Origin of the sequence: Streptomyces sp. NRRL F-2664, assembly GCF_000719345.1 — a bacterium.
Taxonomy (GTDB): domain Bacteria; phylum Actinomycetota; class Actinomycetes; order Streptomycetales; family Streptomycetaceae; genus Streptomyces.
The window spans coordinates 1-300 of record NZ_JOFX01000492.1 but is presented as its reverse complement, the minus strand read 5'-3'; the positions used below and the strand labels follow the sequence as shown (position 1 = coordinate 300).

At 72.7% G+C, this 300-nt stretch carries 1 protein-coding gene; it reads right to left on the bottom strand.

The features are described from left to right. A partial coding sequence (locus IF89_RS40060; RefSeq protein WP_043195110.1) for a hypothetical protein occupies window positions 1-300 on the bottom strand: 300 nt, incomplete at both ends.

Here is a 300-nt window from a genome sequence, read left to right as displayed (position 1 = left end):
GCCGTCGGGGCGGGTTTCCTGGCCGTAGTCGGTGTAGGCGCGGCTGGTGAGGGTTTGGGCTGACGGTCCGGTCTCGAGGATGGTGTTGCCGCGGCGGTCGGTGTGCAGGTACCGGGCGGCGTCGGGGGTGCCGGCGAGGGTGCGTGCCTCGCGGCCTGCTGCACCGGTGAGGTAGCTGCCGGTGCGGGACGGCCCGCTGCTGTCGGGGGTGGTGTGGGTGTCGTTGGCGATGGCGCCGTCGGGGGTGTAGTGGAAGAGGACGGTGGTGCGGGTGCCGTCGGGGTTGGTGGTCTCGGTGGT